The sequence below is a fragment of the Hahella sp. NBU794 genome (genome assembly GCF_050749805.1).
Lineage (GTDB): Bacteria > Pseudomonadota > Gammaproteobacteria > Pseudomonadales > Oleiphilaceae > Hahella.
Window position 1 is genome coordinate 6,808,414 of record NZ_CP192738.1, and the last position, 14,360, is coordinate 6,822,773.

12 protein-coding genes are annotated in these 14,360 nt (G+C 58.0%); 6 read left to right on the forward strand and 6 right to left on the reverse strand.

Features of this window, described 5'->3' with window-relative positions; genetic code table 11:
- Positions 1-103: 103 nt before the first annotated feature.
- Genes ACQYWX_RS30015 through ACQYWX_RS30035 form a run of 5 tightly spaced genes read right to left on the reverse strand, consistent with a single transcriptional unit; the run spans position 104 to position 5,758 of the window.
- Complete coding sequence (locus ACQYWX_RS30015) at positions 104-1,198, reverse strand: ABC transporter ATP-binding protein (RefSeq protein ID WP_431687360.1); 1,095 nt, start codon at positions 1,196-1,198, stop codon at positions 104-106.
- 53 nt (positions 1,199-1,251) lie between these two features.
- Positions 1,252-2,568: a GH1 family beta-glucosidase gene (locus ACQYWX_RS30020; RefSeq protein ID WP_431687361.1), complete on the reverse strand. Its 1,317-nt coding sequence runs from the start codon at positions 2,566-2,568 to the stop codon at positions 1,252-1,254.
- Between the two features lie 38 nt (positions 2,569-2,606).
- Positions 2,607-3,446 (reverse strand): carbohydrate ABC transporter permease, encoded by an 840-nt coding sequence (locus ACQYWX_RS30025; protein WP_216736612.1) that lies wholly within the window; start codon positions 3,444-3,446, stop codon positions 2,607-2,609.
- 13 nt (positions 3,447-3,459) lie between these two features.
- On the reverse strand, positions 3,460-4,461 hold the full coding sequence (locus ACQYWX_RS30030) for a carbohydrate ABC transporter permease (protein WP_279500875.1): 1,002 nt from the start codon (positions 4,459-4,461) through the stop codon (positions 3,460-3,462).
- Positions 4,462-4,519: 58 nt separating this feature from the next.
- Positions 4,520-5,758, reverse strand: coding sequence for an ABC transporter substrate-binding protein (locus tag ACQYWX_RS30035; protein ID WP_431687362.1), 1,239 nt, complete (start codon positions 5,756-5,758; stop codon positions 4,520-4,522).
- Positions 5,759-6,078: 320 nt separating this feature from the next.
- Between ACQYWX_RS30035 and ACQYWX_RS30040 the strand changes: the two genes are divergently transcribed.
- Positions 6,079-7,131, forward strand: a complete 1,053-nt coding sequence (locus tag ACQYWX_RS30040) for a LacI family DNA-binding transcriptional regulator (RefSeq protein ID WP_127974236.1) — start codon at positions 6,079-6,081, stop codon at positions 7,129-7,131.
- 23 nt (positions 7,132-7,154) lie between these two features.
- Here ACQYWX_RS30040 and ACQYWX_RS30045 read toward each other — a convergent pair whose 3' ends face one another.
- Positions 7,155-8,159 carry a serine/threonine dehydratase gene (locus ACQYWX_RS30045; protein ID WP_431687363.1) on the reverse strand — a complete coding sequence of 335 codons (1,005 nt, stop codon included), beginning with the start codon at positions 8,157-8,159 and terminating at the stop codon, positions 7,155-7,157.
- Between the two features lie 210 nt (positions 8,160-8,369).
- On the opposite strand from ACQYWX_RS30045, the gene ACQYWX_RS30050 reads away from it, so the two are divergent.
- The 5 genes from ACQYWX_RS30050 to ACQYWX_RS30070 all read left to right on the forward strand — a co-directional run bounded on the left by ACQYWX_RS30050 (position 8,370) and on the right by ACQYWX_RS30070 (position 14,289).
- Entirely contained in the window at positions 8,370-9,962 is a 1,593-nt protein-coding gene (locus ACQYWX_RS30050; protein ID WP_431687364.1) for a trypsin-like serine protease, read from the forward strand.
- 23 nt (positions 9,963-9,985) lie between these two features.
- Positions 9,986-10,381 (forward strand): hypothetical protein, encoded by a 396-nt coding sequence (locus ACQYWX_RS30055; protein ID WP_431687365.1) that lies wholly within the window; start codon positions 9,986-9,988, stop codon positions 10,379-10,381.
- Between the two features lie 79 nt (positions 10,382-10,460).
- On the forward strand, positions 10,461-11,195 hold the full coding sequence (locus ACQYWX_RS30060; RefSeq protein WP_431687366.1) for a response regulator: 735 nt from the start codon (positions 10,461-10,463) through the stop codon (positions 11,193-11,195).
- A gap of 2 nt (positions 11,196-11,197) precedes the next feature.
- On the forward strand, positions 11,198-12,595 hold the full coding sequence (locus ACQYWX_RS30065; RefSeq protein WP_431687367.1) for a sensor histidine kinase: 1,398 nt from the start codon (positions 11,198-11,200) through the stop codon (positions 12,593-12,595).
- The gene (locus tag ACQYWX_RS30070) at positions 12,592-14,289 is read left to right on the forward strand and encodes an amidohydrolase (RefSeq protein WP_431687368.1); all 1,698 of its coding nucleotides are present in this window, start codon (positions 12,592-12,594) and stop codon (positions 14,287-14,289) included. Before ACQYWX_RS30065 ends, ACQYWX_RS30070 begins: the two co-directional genes overlap by 4 nt.
- The last annotated feature ends 71 nt before the right edge of the window (positions 14,290-14,360 follow it).

Consider the following 14,360-nt stretch of genomic DNA (forward strand, 5'->3'; position numbering starts at 1 on the left):
CCAAGACGGGCCTATTCTGGCCGCGTCGATACGCAAATCGCCCCCAAAGCTCTCTGCGTACTTCGGGCTGTTCCCTGGCCCCGCAATCGCGTCGGAAACAGGCTCAGCCCAAAGACAGGTTAACCCCTTGTTGATTGAACAGATGGCAGCACTCCAGCTCGGCCGCAACGCCAACCTGACCGCCTTCATAAAAGCCCATGGCGGAGGAAGGCGTCTTCACCACCAGATGTTTTTCCAGCCCCGCCACATGCAGATAAGCCACCGCGACATCGCCCATTTCTTCAATGATGTCCACCCGCGCCGGAATCCCCTGATCCGGCGTCGTCAGACGCACATGCTCAGGCCGCACGCCCAGACACACCGGTTCGCCAAGCGTTCGACCGGAGGGCGCGGGAATCTGCAAGGGACGCGGCGATGAGCCTATCTGCACCGTCGCGCCCCGTTCACTGCTGGCCTGCACGCGACAAGGGAGAAAATTCATCTTCGGCGAGCCGATAAAGCCCGCCACAAATTGATTGCCGGGCCGCTCATATAGCTCCATGGGACGGCCGGTCTGTTCAATATGGCCGCCGTTAAGCACGACGATGCGGTCCCCCAGTGTCATGGCTTCAGTCTGATCATGAGTCACGTAGACCATGGTGGTTCCCAGTTGCTTGTGGAGCTTGGCCAGCTCCAACCGCATCTGGGCGCGCAGCGCAGCGTCCAGGTTTGAAAGGGGTTCATCAAACAGGAAGATGCTGGGCTGGCGCACAATCGCCCGGCCGATGGCCACCCGCTGGCGTTGACCGCCAGACAGCGCTTTGGGTTTACGCTGCAGCAGGTGGGTGATCTGCAGCACTTCCGCCGCCCGCTCCACCGCCTGCGCCACCTGGGGTTTCGGCAAACCGGCCATCTTGAGAGAGAACCCCATGTTTTCCGCCACGGTCATATGGGGATACAGGGCGTAACTCTGGAACACCATGGCCACGCCGCGTTCGGACGGAGGCAGCCCTTCCGTGCGCTTGTCGCCGATCAGGATATGACCCGCGGTAACCTCCTCCAGCCCCGCAATCATGCGCAGCAGAGTGGATTTACCGCAGCCAGAGGGGCCAACCAACACCACAAACTCGCCGTCTTCCACAAACAGATCCAGCTTTTTGATGATGCTGGCGCCGCCTTTGTAGCTCTTTTCAACGCCAAGCAATTGTAAGGACGCCATGCTGTTCTCCCCTCGTCCCGGGTTAGTGTTTCACTCGCTTGCGCCCACCGCAGCTAAGCGCGCTGACGGGCAATAAAATCCCGATACCAGTGGCCGCTGGCCTTCAGCGTGCGCTGCTGGGTAGCGTAATCGACGTAGGTCAGCCCGAAGCGCTTGCTGTAACCCCAGTTCCATTCGTAGTTGTCCGCCAGGCTCCAATAGAAATACCCGCGGATATCCGCGCCCAACTCCATGGCCTGACGCAGCGCCTGCAGGTGAGTCTCCAGATAATGAATGCGCGCCGGGTCCTGCACTTCGCCGTTCTCCATGCGATCGGGGAAAGCGGCGCCGTTCTCGGTGATGTAAATCGGCGGCGGCAGGTAGTCGCGGGTGATTCTCACCAAATGCTGCGCCAGACCTTGCGGGTAGACTTCCCACCCCATGTCGGTCAGCCCCATGGCCGCCGGCGCCTGAGTTTGTGGGTTAGCCTCGCTGAAGTAGCCGCGGGTGTAGTAATTCACACCCAGGAAATCCAGCGGCTGCCTGATAATATCCATATCGCCGTCCGTGACCTTGGGCGCTTTGTCCCCCAGATAGGCCAACACATCCTGAGGATAGGCGCCGCGAAAAATCGGGTCCATGTACCAGCGAATGTTGGTTCCATCGTCCAGACGCGCCAGTTGGCGGTCAGCTTCCGAATCCGGATTAGCCGGATAAGTGGGGGTATGGTTGAGCACGATGCCCACTGGCGTCTCGCTGTTCACCGCACGCATACTCTGCAGCGCCAAACCGTGCGACAACAACAGATGATGAGACACCTGATAGGCCATCGCCTCGTCCTGATAACCCGGCGCGAACTGGCCGGTAGCGTGTCCCAGGGTGGCGGTGCACCAGGGTTCGTTATGGGTGGAAATCGTTTTCACGCTATCGCCGTAACGCCGCATGAACTCCGCCGCATAGTCGGCGAACCGGTAGCAGGTGTCGCGATTGCGCCAGCCGCCCAGGTCTTCCAACGCCTGCGGCAGATCCCAATGATACAGAGTGACGTAGGGCTGCAAGCCTTTGACCAGCAGCGCATCGATCAAGCGACTGTAAAAGTCAAAGCCGGCTTCATTCCAGGCGCCTTTGCCGTCCGGTTGCACCCGCGGCCAGGCGATGGAAAAACGGTAGGCGTCCACACCCAATCCAGCAATAAGATCCACATCTTCCTGGTAGCGATGATAGTGATCGCAGGCGACGTCGCCGGTCTCGCCATTCACCGTCTTGCCCGGCGTATGAGAGAAGGTGTCCCAGATGGAAGGCCCTCTTCCGCCTTCGTTGGCGGCCCCCTCAATCTGGTACGCGCTGGTCGCCACGCCCCAGGTAAAATCCTTTGCAAATTTCTGATTCATAAAATACAAGCCTCTTATTGCTTTCTAAATCGCCGCTTCTATCCCTTCAGCGCGCCGGCTGTCATACCTTCGATCAGCCTCCGCGACGCCAATATGAATATGACGAGAAGCGGCGCCACGGCGATGGAGGAGCCTGCGCAAATGGCGCCCCAGGGCACTTGCCCGGAGCCCTGTAGCGCGCGCAGCGCCAACGGAACCGTGTACATTTCCATGTCCCGCATGACCACCAGAGGGGTCATGAAGTTGTTCCAGGATGTGATAAAGGTGATCAGCCCAAGGGTGCCCATGGCGGGGCCCGTCAGCGGCAGCACGATATGACGGAAGGTGGCGAATTCGCCGCAGCCGTCCATGCGCGCCGCTTCCAGCAACTCCCGGGGAATCGCCGAGCTGATGTACTGACGCATCAAAAATACGCCTAAGGCGCTGCAAGCCATGGGCAGATACAGCGCCCGCGGCTCATTCATCCACCCGAACAGCGTCATGATCAGGGTGGTGGGTATCATGCCGAGAAACGGCGGGATAAGGAGCGTGCTCATGACAATCATGAACAACAGATTCTTGAAGCGGAACTCATAGGTGGCGAAGGCGTAGCCCGCCAGGGAACAGAAGAACAAATTCAACGCCGTGGTGATGATGGCCACATAAAAGCTCACTCCCAGGTTATTCCAGAAGTAAGGCAGTTTCTCCAGCAGCACCTGCACGTTCGCCACAAACTGACCGCCAAACCACACCGGCGGCGGCACGGAAAGAATATCCGTGTTGCTGTGAGTCGCGAAAACGAACATGAAGTAAAAAGGCCCCAACATGATCATCGCGCCAACCGCGACGACCATGAATGCGATCCACTGACCGGGATCCAGGATGATACGTCTTTCCATTGCCTGCTCCCGCCTAGGATTTTTCTTTGAAGGCTTTGTTATTGGCCCAGGTCATCATCGCGATGATCAGGAACAACAGCCATGCGACTGCGGACGCCGTGCCGAAATCGCTCTCGATATAAGCGGTGGCGTACATGTGCATCGCCGCCGTTTTACCCGCCTGATCCGGCCCGCCGATACTGGTGCCGCCCGGTCCCAGCCCGCCAGTGAGAATAAATGGCTCCTCGAAAAGCTGCAGGTTGCCGATGATGCTAAGCGTGATCGCCAGGAACATCATGGGACGCAGCAACGGCACGGTGATATGCCAGAATTGCTGGCGGCGGCTGGCGCCGTCGATGCTCGCGGCTTCATACAGATCCTTGGGAATAGTCTGCAGCGCGGACAGGTACAACACCGTGTTCCAGCCCACGTAACGCCACCAGACAACGAATGAAATCACCCACTTGGTGTAACCGGGATCGTTCCAGTCAATGTTCTCTGTTGGAAACACCCAGCTCAGAGGCCTGAGACCGGCGACTTCCCACTGTCCCATTTGCGTCAGCAGCACATTGATCAGCCCGTAGTCGCGGGAGAATAACGAGGTGAACACCAGGGAAATCGCCACCGTGGAGGTGATAAACGGCAGGAAATACAGGCCCACTACCGCATTGCGCCAGCGCGACAACCGGGTGTGCAGGAAAAACGCCAGGGGTATCGCCGCGAGGTGTTGGGGAACTCCACTCACCAGTGCGATCCAGAACGTGTTGTAGAGCGACTTGTGAAACCAGTCGTCCGTGAGCACGAACGTGAAGTTCTCAAAACCGACCCATTTCATTCCGCCCAAACCCGTGGACGGGTCCCAATAATGAAAAGACAGATAGATCGTGAACAGCAACGGAAACAGCCCGAATACTGCGAACAGGATGAAAAACGGGCTGATAAACACATAGGGCGCCGTTTTTCGGGTCAGCCATCTGCGTCTGCTTTTTACTGGCGCCGCCGCTGGCGTCTCCCGCCGCTCCATAACCGCCGACATTACCGGGCCTCCACTAAGTCTGACAGGGACTTTGGTTGTTCGCGCATCTCAGGCCCGCTCAGTAGCGGACCCTGCGTTTGATGAGCTTATGCGCATCCGCCAGCGCTTCCTTGATATCTTTATCGTGCAGCAGCACTTTATCCAGCTCGGCGTTGACGATCTCATCGGCGATGGTGTCGTACTTGTTCACAGTAATGGCGGGTATGCGATCCGCCGCTTCTTTCCACTGAACCCGGGCCTTTTGTCCCCCCAGAAATTCGATGGGCTGTTGCAGAAACTGATCGTTCTGCGCCGTAACCAGGGCGGGAAACGCATCCAGCTTGTGAAACGCCTCCAGCTGCATGCTTTTGTTCAACGCCAGAAAGCGGATAAATTCCCACGCCTCGTGTTTGTGCTGCGCCTTGGCGGGAATGGCGTAAAAAGAGCCGCCCCAGCTGGCGTAGACATTGTCGGGCAGTTGCTTGCTGCGCCACAGTCCGGCGGACTCCGGCGCAATCCAGTTGGCGAGATGCCCCGCCACCCAGGAGCCCATCATCTGCGTAGCGATCTGCCCCCGTCGCAACCCTTCCGTCCACTCGCTGGTCCAGGCTTTGACCTTGGCGTCGATGCCGGCGTCACGAGCCGCTTTCGCCACTTTGAACGCTTTTTCGAAGCGGGGACTGGTCACCAGGGAGTGGTTTTCCTTGTCAAAAAAGATGCCTTCACCGTCTTCCAGATCCGAACGGATGATGATGTCCTTCAGGTCGCCGGCGTGCGCCACCATGTACGCGCCGGTTTTTTCCTTCACTTTTTTCCCCGCCTCAATAAAAGCGTCCCAATTATTTGAGAAAGCGCTTTCATCCACTCCCGCCTTTTGTAGCAGGTCCTGGCGGTAAAACAAAGCGCCCGGACCGATATCCACCGGAATCGCCGCCAGATTGCCTTCTCCGCCGGTGGCCTGCGGAAGGGTGAACCTGGCGAATTGATCCTGATATTGCATGGCGTTGTAGGGAGGCTTGGATAAATCTTCAATGCCGCCGGACGCGGCGAATTTGCCAATAAATCCGACTTCCACCGCCATGACGTCAGGCAGGTTGGAGCCGGTGGCGAGAGAGGTGGTCATCGCATTGTGGTGATCGCCGAAAGCCAGACTGACCAGCTTGATCTCCACGTCAGGATGCGCTTCCTGATATAACGGTATGGCGGCTTTAATGCCTCTGTCCAGATCTGGAAATGAAGCCACTTCCAGAGTCACGGTTTGCGCGGCGACGCTTCCCGACATGGCCGCGCTCAACAGAAGAGCATGCATGATCTTCATCTTATTATTCTCCTGGGCCGGAGCCCTTACATCGAGGTTGGTTTTTGTGCTTATTCTATTCATCAATGCACTGTGTTATTTTGACAAAAACGTAATGAAAACGTTTTCAAACACAGCAATTTTATAACGTCGTGCAAATACGCTTGTCAATAAAAAAATGAAAATATCCGGAAATTTCATTTATTATCAGAACCGTACGAGCACACGCCGGGCACGAATCCGTTCTTATACGATTCAGCGGCCGCATGCGAAGTGAAGAGTGACGTATGCGCATATCTTCCAGGGAATGACAGGATTTCGACGGGCTATGGGAGTTTAGCTTGGAACAGACAATCAGAAAAAATACAGTAAAGAAGAAGCGACTCGGCGCACAGCCGGCAGCCTCCACCGTCACCGAAGTGGCGAAGCGGGCGGGTGTTTCCGTCAGCACCGTTTCCCGTATTCTCAACGGCACCGCCCGGGTATCCGATGACAAACGCAGATCCGTGGAGCGGGCGATTGAGGACCTGAACTTCAAGCCCAATGTGCTGGCGCAAAGCCTCAAAAGCGGCCAGTCGATGACGATTGGCGTTATCACTCAGGCGGTGGAAAGCCCCTTCTTCAACGAGCTGCTCAAAGGCATTGAGGAAGGCCTGCAGGGATCAGGCTACGCCTCACTGATGGCCAGCGGCCACTGGAACAGCCAGAGCGAAATTGAACGCATCCGCCTGCTGATCGCACGACGGGTGGACGGCATTATTCTGCTGACCGGCAATCTCAACAACGAACAGATTCTGGATCTGGCCTCACAGACTCCCATCGTCGCCGTCGGGCATACCGCCCACTCGGATAACGCCGCCTCTATCTTTATAGACAGCCGCATGGGCGGTTACCTGGCGACCAAGCATTTGATTTCTCTGGGTCATCGCAGAATCGCGCATATTCAGGGCCCGCAGGAACAGCACGACGCCAGTAACCGGCTGCATGGCTACAAAATGGCGCTGGAAGAAGCGGGCATCGCCTTTGACGAAGACTTGCTGGCGCAAGGCGACTTTATCGAGCCCGGCGGCCTGATGGCGATGAACCGGCTGCTCGACAAAGGCGTTTCTTTCAGCGCCGTCTTCTGCGCCAACGATCAGACCGCCTACGGCGCCCGTCTGGCCCTGTACCGCCGGGGCATCCGCGTGCCTGAGGACATGTCTCTGATCGGCTTCGACGATCTGCCCATGTCGTCCTACACCACCCCTCCCCTCACCACGATCCGGCAACCGGTTTACGAAGTCGGGCAAACCGCGGCGAAGCGGCTGCTGCGCCTGATTCGCGGCGAAGGCGCGGAGTCCGTCAATTTGAATGTGGAGCTGGTGATCAGAGAGTCCACGCGTCGCCTGGGCTAAAGGCCTAAGCGACGCGTTCGGCGTTAAAGCTCGAACTCATTGAGATAATTGTCCCGCCACAGCGCCGACATCATTCCCTGATCGACGTTGCCGCCGGTCAGGATCACCAGCAGGCGCTTTTTGCCGCTGCGGCCTTTCAGCCACTGGCGCACGGCGTCCATGGTCATGGCGCTGGTGGGTTCGATATGCAGCTTGAGCAAGTGCGTCAACCATTGCGTCCAAAACGCAATGCGCTGCTCTTCTACTTCATACAGGGCGTCCAGTTGTCGAATATATTCAAAAGTGATGTCGCCCACCGCCAGGGTTCTGGCGCCGTCGGCCAAGGTGTCCGGAGTGGCGCTCAAGCGATGAATCCTGTTTTCCCGTAGAGAAATCGCCGCATCATTGGCCTGTAAGGGCTCCGCCGCGATCACCTCCGCTTTCGGCGCAAGCGCCCGCGTCGCAATCAATGTGCCGGAAACCAACCCGCCGCCGCCGCAGGGCGCAAACACCGCATCCACTTCCCCCAGTTCATGCAGCGCCTCATAAGCAGCAGTGCCCTGACCGCAGATGACCTGCTCGTGATTGTAGGGGGGAATCCAATACACGCCGGGGTCTTTGGCCGCTTCCAGCACTCGCTCGTCCACTTCGGCGCGGGTCGCGCACAAGGCGACTTCGGCGCCATAGGACTCCGTGGCGCGTGCTTTAACCCGGGAGACATTCTCCGGCATGAAAATCGTCGATGGGATGCCAAACAAACTCGACGCCCAGGCCACCGCCTGCGCATGATTGCCTGAGCTGTTGGCGATGATGCGCTCTGGTCTGCGACCGTTCTCCAGCAGCCAGCGCACTGTGTTGCACCCGCCGCGGGCCTTGAACGCGCCGACTTTCTGCAGGCATTCAGCTTTGAAATAAACCTCATGTCCCAGCCACTGGTTCAGCAAAGACGAGCTGACTAACGGCGTTTCCAGGGTATACCCGTGTATTCTGCGTTTGGCTTGCGCAATGTCTGCGATGCCCAAAGTCCGATCATGCTCTAACGTCGTCACTATCCTGTCCACCTTAAATCAGCGTTACTGAATTCATTCCTGACAAGCGTCGCCCCACCGCCTCCCTCGTTCCTGTACGTTCTGATACAAAACCGAGATAGAGCTCTACATGGCCAGCCACTTAAATAGCGCCGTCGGTGGGCGCTGCCGCACCAACAAATTAGCTTACGCCGGGAAAAGCGTAAATCTGTTTTTGAAGTGGAGTTTGGAATGAGTCCTCATAAAGTTCTGTCCTTGAGCGCAATGCTTGGCATGGTCGCCCTGTCTCACGTCGCGCTTGCGAAGGAACCCGTTACGGCCAGAATCATCGGCGGCGATCAATCAGCCGGCGGCTATCCCTGGATGCTGTCTATCCAGAATTCGACCCTGGGCGATCATTTTTGCGGCGGCAGCCTGATCGCGGAACGTTGGGCGTTGTCCGCCGCGCACTGTATCGGCGACGAGCCGGCTGACTCGGTGTTCGTCGTCGCTGGCGATTTTGATCTCAAATCGCAGGACAAAGGACAACAGCGCGTCGGCGTAAAACGCTTTGTGCATGCTCTGGGCGATCCTTATGGCGACCTGATGCTGCTGGAGCTGAAAGAAGCGGTCAAACATCCGGTCATTCCCCTGGCGGACGAAGCAACAATGGCGTCGCTGACCGCCGGCGCCACGTTTAAAGTCATGGGTTGGGGCAATATGTCCGCTGACGGCGCCGACTATCCTGACAAGCTGCGCCAGACAGAGGTTCCTCTCTACGATCAGGCCGGGTGCGCAACCGCCTATAGCGCAATAGGAGGAAAGATAGACAACACCATGGTGTGCGCCGGCTACCCAAAGGGGGGAAAAGATACCTGCGACGGCGACAGTGGCGGCCCCATGCTATGGGACAACCATGGCGTCCTGACTCAGGTTGGCGTAGTCAGTTTTGGCGAAGGCTGCGCCAAAGCTGGTTTTCCCGGTGTTTACGCCCGGGTCGCCACCTTTAATACGTGGATCAAAGAGCAAATGGCGCAGGCGGACGGTCTTGCAATCAACCAGACAGACTTCAGACAGATCAGCGCCGGCTACAAGCTGCAGAAGACGCTGACGCTCACCAACAACAGCCAAAAAGACATGGTATTACAGGGGCTCAGCTTATCCGGAGACAGCGGCTATCAGATTGACGCCGCCGCCTGCGACAATGCGATGCTGAAACCCGGCGCCGTCTGTAATCTGGTCCTGACGCTCCAGTTCGCGGAAACCGGGCGTAAAACCACGAAGCTGACAATCAATAGCACGGACAGCGCGCATCCGAACTGGACCTACGTCTTCTCGGCGCAGTCCATCCACAGCGCCGACTTCAAACTGGGGCAAAACGCCACCTTCGTTTGGGGACAGAGCCAGGAAGGCGACTGGACTCAGCGCGAAGAAGACGGCAAGCAGACGCTGACCGCAGAGTTGAGTGAGGATAAAAGCGAGTCGTTGCTGCTAACCCACTTTAGCGGCAAAGGCGTTTTCAGCTTCGAATGGAAAATCGATAATGGCGCCGCCGAGGACCTCAATTTATACATCGATGGCCAGCGCATATTTGACGCCAAAGCGGAAGGCGAATATAAGCGAATCAGTCACACCCTGAACGATGGCCAGCATACAGTGTCCTGGTCGTTCCAGGACGTCACCGAACAGACCTCGGGCGAAAACAAACGCGCCCATATTCGCGCCATCGCCCTGAACGCTTCTGACAGCCAAGGTAAAAAAGGCGGTGGCGGCGCCATGGGCTTTCTGTTGCCGGCTCTCGCCCTGCTATGGCTGGCGCGCCGCAGCCTGAGCAGCCATCGTTAATCCAAATGCAGGAGGTCGCCGCAATGAGCGATTGCTATTCTTACCAAAGAACGAAAGCGCACCGCAGAATAATATTAGCCCTTGGACTGACGTTATCTATGGCGGCGACGTCAGGATACGCCGAAGATACAGAGACGCCGCAAACCGGCGTTCCCCTGAGCCGACCCGCCGTGCTGCAGTCCGTGTCGATTCAACTGGATCAGTTGGTCTTCAGCGTTAAGAGTACAGGATGCACGCGGCGGGATGATTTCCGGCTTTTCTGGGAAGGTCCAGATCTGACAGTAGTGCGCTTGAAGCCGGATTTATGCCGCAAAAAGGCCCACTGGGCGACCTTTTCCTTACCCTTGACCGACCCGGAGCTACAGGAGTGGGAAAGCCTGTATATCAATAACCCTTTGGTTATCCACTCCGGGCCCTGATGCGAACGCGCGCCCGGTGACGACGCATAGCCCGGGCGCTGGCCTGATGTCAGCGGAAATAGAATGGAGAAAACGAAGCATGAAAGTAACTGAGCGGCTGCTACTGGTGGATGACGACAAAAGCCTGACCCGGCTGGTTCGCCAGTTTCTGGAGCAGAACGGCTTTTCCGTCCATGTGATTCACGACGGAGAGTCCGCCGTGGCCTGGCTGGAGCGCAATCAGCCGCAACTCATTATTTTGGATGTCATGCTGCCGGGCATGGATGGTTTATCAGTGTGCCGGGAAGTCAGAACGCACTATAAAGGCCCCATCATCATGCTGACCTCCCTGGATGACGACATCGACGAAGTCGCCGGACTGGAGGTCGGCGCCGATGACTATCTGGCCAAACCGGTCAAATCCAGGGTGCTGCTGGCGCATATCCGCGCTCAGTTGCGTCGCGTCGAAACCTACTCCGCACAGGATTCGGACGCCGCTGCGTCACAGGAAAGCGCAGCCGTTCATATCGGGGATCTGGTCATCAATCCCAACGCCAGAACGGTAGTCAAAGCCGGAAACGCCATCGACTTCACCACGGCGGAGTTCAACCTGCTTTATTACCTCGCCAGGCAGGCGGGCTCAGTGATCTCACGCGACCTGGTGTATCGGGAAATATTCAACCTGGAGTATGACGGACTTGACCGCTCCATCGACTTGCGCGTCTCGCGTATTCGCAAACGTCTTGGCGACGATCCCAAACACCCGCGCATAATCAAAACCGTCCGCGGAGAAGGCTATCTGTTTGTCGACGACGCCGATACAAGGGAGAGTTGAGCATGTTTCTGCGTTTTTACGCCGCCCTGGCGTTGTTGTTTTGCGTATGCTTTATCGCTTACGACTGGGCGTATCCCCTGTTGTGGTGGGAGAGCGCGCTTTCCGCCGAGGAATCCCGTCGTCATTCAGGAGAAGGTTTGCGGGAAGTCGCCGCGGAGCTGTCCGAGCAGGAAGCCACTGCGGCGGGCGACCGTTTGCTGGCCGCCGCCTCGGACCTGCTGGAAAGCGCGGACATAGCGCTACAGCCCTCTTATGAGCTGATCGAATACTCCATTCTGGAGAACAAGGACATGAGTCTGACCCTTGATCAGCGTCGTCGCCTGATGGCGGGCGAATATCTGGTGACGGAGCGCAGCTCCCCGGATTCCTGGAGCGTGCAAACCGCCATCCCTGACAAAAATATGACGTTGGAGGCGGTATTCAAAGAGCAAGGCGACGGAGGTTCTTTCTATAGCTGGCTGGCGGGTTACGTTGTTCTTTACCTGAGCCTGTTGGCGGTAGTCCTGTACCTGCTCCTCGCCAGCGTGAAGCGGCCATTGCGGGAATCCATCTCCCAGGTCAGCGCCGCACTGCGTCGCATCAACGGTCTCTTCAATGGCCCCACCGGTCCCATTCAGTCCGCCGACGCGCCAGCGGAATTGCTGAAGCAGGCGTCAACCGTGGAACGTCATATCGCCCGGGAAAAAGAAAGCCGCGCCCGCCACTATGACGATCTGCGCGACCTGCTGCATGGCGTCGCTCACGAGTTCCGCAGCCCGATGGCGCGCATCAGCTTCGCGCTGGATCTGGCGGATGACGAAACCACGAAAAACGCCCCGGATGCGGAAAATATCCGCACACTGCATCAGGAGATCAGCGGCGCGCTGGATGAACTGAGCGGCCTGGTGAAAGAAGTGCTCAGCTACTCCCGACTGGAGCATGGCCGCGGCGACCTGCAATGTGAGCCAGTCGCCGTATTGGATGTAGTGGAGGAGATTCTGTCCAAACAACGCAAGATGCATCCTCAGGTGGAGTTCATTACGCCAGCGGAGCCGACCACACAGGAAATTCAGGTGTGGGCGGATCGACGCTTATTCTCCCGCGCATTGGTGAACCTGATCCGAAACGCCGCCCGTTTCGCCGACCACAGCGTCAGAATCAGCTGGCGCCTGACCGATACTCACTTCGAAATTCAAGTGGACGACGACGGCCCCGGCGTGCCGCCTGGCAAACGCCAACGCGTCTTCGAGCCATTCACTCGTCTCGACCCCAGCCGCTCACGGGATTCCGGCGGCGCCGGACTGGGTCTGGCGATTGTAAAAAGTATTTCCACGTTACATGGCGGAACCGTAAGCGTGACCGACAGCCGACAAGGCGGCGCATGCTTCACCCTATGCTGGCCCAAGGAGCCGACTCAATGAATCCAATCCATAAATGCGCCCCGATTGCGCTGGCGCTTTCCTTATGCGCGGCAACCACTGAGGCGGCGACTGCCAACGACGGCGCAGCCGATCTGGCCTTTATTAACGCTGTGGTTTATACCGCCGACGCGCAGAAACCCATGGCGCAGGCGGTGGCGACGCGCAACGGCGTCATTCTCGCAGTGGGAGACACGGCGGAGATTGAATCGTTAATGGATGAGAATACACAGGTTATTGATATAAAAGGCAGGCTGCTGCTACCCGGCTTTATCGACAACCATAATCATGTCTTCGAGGCCGCTTCCTCCGCTGGCGGCGATTGCGAACTCGCCCCGGACCTGACGCCCAGCGAACAGCTGCCTTACTTACGCCAGTGTCGTGAAACCTCGCAGCCGGACCAGTGGGTGATCGGCTGGGGCCATACCATCGACGCCACCTTGGACGGAGAAGGCCCCACGCCCCTGCAAGTGATCGACAGCGTGTTCCCGGATCGCCCCGTGATGATCATGGAGCAGACTTCACACTCCATGTGGGTTAACTCCGTCGCCCTGCGTCTCGCCGGCATCAATGCGGATACGCCTGATCCACAAGGGGGCAGGATCATGAAAAACCCGGAAACCGGCGAACTGAATGGCGTCATTGTGGACAACGCCGGCGATATCGTCATGGAGCAGGCCTGGAACAGTTTGCGCAACAAGTTTGAGGTCAGCTACGACGGCCTGTTAAGTGGTCTGGCGGAGGCCGCGCGTTATGGCGTCACCACCATCGGCGACGGTCGCCTGTACTGGAAGCGCGGCTGGTATGACGTGTGGCGCGCCGTGGCGGCGGATGGCGAGCTGACGGCCCGCGTCTCGCTGCGACCCTGGATTTACCCTCATGTGCCGCAACAGGAGCAGTTGGACTTTCTGAGTTCGATTTACAATCCAGACCCCAACGGGCTGTTGATCGTCAACCAAGTGAAAATGTACAGCGACGGCATTCTCGTCAATGGCACGGCGAAGACTCTGCAGCCTTATGATTTCACCTACTTTCCGCAGTCGCCTTATGGCCTTAACTACCTGCCCCAGGCGGTCATGCAGGACTGGCTGGTCAAGCTGGACCGCCTCGGCTATGGCGCGCATATCCACGCCATTGGCGACGGCGGAGTGCGCGAAAGCCTCAACGCGATCGCCGCCGCCCGTCAGGCCGGCTCACAGCGCCGCTACAACATGACGCATCTGGAGCTGGTGGACGCGAGTGATCTGGACCGCTTCAAGGCGCTGCAGGTGGATGCGGATTTTCAGGTTGGATCTGACTATATCGGCGCGGCGGATCATAGCTGGGCCGAGCCGCTTATTGGGAAGCAGCGGGCGCATCGTCTCATTCCGCTGGGCGAGGTATACGCCAGCGGCGCCAATGTCACGCTCAGCAGCGATTGGAACGTGAACCCGATCAATCCGATGGCCGCTATCGCCAATGCCGTGCAGCTTAAGGAACGTGGCTTGCCCAACGTCCGCGCCGCGCTCGACGCCTACACCATCAACGCGGCGACCGCCCTGGGACTGGAGGCGATCACCGGCTCCATCCGCGCTGGCAAGTCTGCGGATTTTGTCGTGCTGGATAGAAATATTCTCGATGCCGCCCCCCAAGTCATTCGTCAGGCCCGGGTCATGATGACCTGGCTACGAGGAGAAGAAGTTTACGCCGCGGAATAACGCTCGACATTCTTAATTTGTTTACAATTTGACCACTCACATGCCGCCGGGTACGTGGTAAACTGCGCCGC